2 protein-coding genes are annotated in these 3,353 nt (G+C 29.1%); one reads left to right on the top strand and one right to left on the bottom strand.

Going from position 1 to position 3,353, the window contains the following annotated elements; all coding sequences use genetic code 11:
* The first annotated feature begins 415 nt into the window (after nt 1-415).
* Nucleotides 416-922: a hypothetical protein gene (locus L8U98_RS08050; RefSeq protein WP_263725496.1), complete on the top strand. Its 507-nt coding sequence runs from the start codon at nt 416-418 to the stop codon at nt 920-922.
* Between the two features lie 27 nt (nt 923-949).
* Here the strand turns inward: L8U98_RS08050 and L8U98_RS08045 are convergent.
* A partial coding sequence (locus L8U98_RS08045) for a conjugal transfer protein TraG N-terminal domain-containing protein (protein ID WP_263737862.1) occupies nt 950-3,353 on the bottom strand: 2,404 nt, incomplete at its 5' end.

Raw genomic sequence — 3,353 nt, 5'->3', positions numbered from 1 at the left:
TAACTTACCAATATTAATTTTAAAGTTAAAATTAACAAATTAAATTATAAAACAGAATAAATACTAATATATCAATATTTAATGCTTATAAAAAAGACTTTATAAAGGACTTTTTGGGGATATATAAAGCACCTTTATGGGCGAAATAAAGCACTTTTTTGGTAGATTTTAAGCAAAAAATAATAAAAAAAGAAAAAATGGACTTTATAAAGGACATTTAGGGGATATATAAAGGACTTTTATGTGTAAAAAATACGCTTAAAAAGCACTTAAAATAAACTTTATAAAGGACAAAAATGTAAAATATAAAAAACCCTTGCAAAATACTATAAAATAGGCATTTATAAGCACTAAAAAACTTGATTTTTATTGTGAATTTTGGTATAATTTTAATATTAAATGTAAAGGAATAACAATGTATAAAAACACTAAATTAAAGATCACTTTTGTTGTGTTATTTGGATTAATTTTAATCAATATAGGTATTTTATTTATAAGCAAAAATGAAATATTTACTAAAACTCTTATAGGTTTAATAGCAACTACTTTCATTTTATATTATGTTTTAGCTTGGATAAATACTATTAAAAGTATTAAAGACAATAAATACATTAAACCAGCTTTTAAAGATATATTATTCTCTATATTAAAAAGTCCTTATTATATAATAAGATTTTTTCTTATAGGTAGAATCAAATATCTCGGAAATAATGAAAACAATTTGTATAAAAAAGATATAAACTATATTCTAGAAAATGCTAGAGCCATAGGAAATGATATAGTTACTCAGGTAGGTAATGTAACTTTTATAGGAAACAAAATGGTTACTAAAATAGGTAATGTAACTTTTATAGGAAATGATATAGTTACTCAGGTAGGTAATGTAACTTTTATAGGAAACAAAATGGTTTTATGGAAATAATACTCCCATAATTCTATGGGAGTTATTTTATTTTGTAATTTCAGCAAATGCGTCAGTAACCATTTTACTTCCTTTGACAATATTACCACCTGTTCTCTTAACTGCTCCATCTTTGAAATCCTTTTCTGTATTTTGCAGACCACTTGATACTTCTTTTTGAGTATTACCACTAGAATCTCCCCAAGTAGTACTTTGTCCTGTTTGATCTTGGTGTCCTTCTTTTAGCGTTTTAACATTATTTTGATATTGATCAGCGTGTTTAGTTGCTGAACCATCGACTTTTGATATGTTACTATTGTTAAACGAAGCAACTTCACCACTAGCGTGATAATTTTTATTACTAATTTCTCCTATATTATTCGATGGATTGTCAAATTCTCCAGCATTAAAATATTTAGATAATTGCTGTGGATTATTTACAGCCCAATTTTGGAAGTCATTCATAGCCATTGTAATAGCATGGTTTTTATTTCCAGTATTCCATGCGTTTGTAATTTCTGTATTATCACCAGATTTTATATAGTCATTAAGCGCTTTAGGAATAGAATTTACATTGACATTTTGAGATAAACTTTCAGTTGAACTATATTTATCAATAGCAGAATGTACTTGAGAAAATTCTTTACCTGTAAAGGTTGAGAAGGCATTATTAAGAGAAGCCCTAACAGATGAATCATTAGAGTAGGTAGAAGAAACATTGTTTGCAAATTCTTTATTCCATTGCTCCATTTCTTTATCTGATAAGGTATAAGTTCTACTAGTTCCATCTTTTTCTGTAACAGAAAATTCACTACCTACTACTACCATATTAGCTCCAGCTTTTAACGCGCCAGAAATTTCACTTGCTTTAGTATCTCCAGCTTGAGCCATTTTATCAAATGCTTTAGTGGCAGAAGCTTTAAATACTTCTTGTGCTTGAGCGTTAATACCATGAGAAGAAGAATGATCAAATGCCATGTTAGCAATATCCTGAGAAGTTCTTCCAGTTTTTAGAGTATCCCCAATTGCTTTTGATACATCATTGCTTGCGCTAGATTGCATTGTCTTAATAGAGCTTGCGTCAAGTCCAGTTATATTTGCAGAATTCACCCCATTATTATCATAGCTTACTTTTGAATTAGTATTAACATCTGTAACAGTATTTCCACCACCAGATATAGAATTAACAGAAAAACTATGATTATCTACATTATACGCCCCTAAACGAGAATTTATACCAGCATGCTTAGCAATAACTTCTTCACCTAAAGGAGTAGCTATTTTGGTTTCAGTAGATAAAGCTTGCTGATTTGTAAAACTTCCTGCACTTCTTGAAGCACCTTGTAGGGTTTGTGATAAAGATGAAGCCACTGACACAAAACCTTGCTCACTAGCTTTAGCTACTGCAAAAGCTAATAATGGAGTAAGCATTACAAGATAATTAATGAAATTGGTTTGCTCAGATATTTGTTTAAAGAAAGATAAACTATTACTCATAGAAAAGCTTAATGAGCCATCTAATAATACTTGAACACTTTTTGATAGATTTAAATCATTGAAATAATTAATAATACTTAATATAGGAGTCCATAAAACTATCCATATACATAAGGTAAAAAACATTTTTATATGTCTAAAATCACCAAACATAATAGAGAGTAAAGCCATAATCCATGATAAACCTATAATTAAAACTGTTAAATAAGCTTTAGCTAGTGGCAAATAAGTTTGAGCCATCATACCTTGAGTTAGCATACTTGACATGAAGTTTTGCTCAGCTACTGCTGTATTTGTAGCTACTGCATTTGGATCAAGTCCTACCATTTTTGCAGTATTAATTAAAGAATCTCTTGAAGCATTAATTAACATAGCTTGCATTAATTGAGATCTTGCTTGTGTAGCTTGTCCTGAGAAAATTTCCCAAACACCCTGCATTGAAGCTCTATAAGCATTTTCATCTTTACTACCTAAAATACGCGCATGGATAGTTTCTATTTTTGGAGCTAAAGAACCTAAATCTTGCTTAATTAAAGCACCTGCTTGAGTACAAGATCTAATATTACCTTTATCTTTTTCCCCAAAATATAAAGTTAATTGACTACCCTGCCCTATTTCAAATAAATCCTCATATAAATTATCACTATGTCTAAAATTAGTATCCATTCTACCTTTATTTAAGTCCATTCCATAAATAACACAGTTTCTAAAAAACAAATCAAGATTTTTTTGTGTTCTAGGGCTAAATTGACTTAATTCTAAATCTGGCAAATCCATAGTAGATCTTAAAGTAAAACCAAATCCAGCATTAGAAAAATTAGTAGATTGTGGAGTAGAATAAAATTTTTCCATAGCTTTAGTAATGGAATCTTCCATTCTTGACATGAAAGAAAAAGTCAAACCAATACCAAGTGGAACTTGAGAAACTATATAGTCTTTACCTGTTATATTATCA

It is taken from the genome of Campylobacter sp. RKI_CA19_01128 (assembly GCF_025771175.1).
Classification (GTDB): Bacteria; Campylobacterota; Campylobacteria; order Campylobacterales; family Campylobacteraceae; genus Campylobacter_D.
Note: the sequence above shows the minus strand (reverse complement) of the source record. Positions and strands in the feature narration are given on the sequence as shown.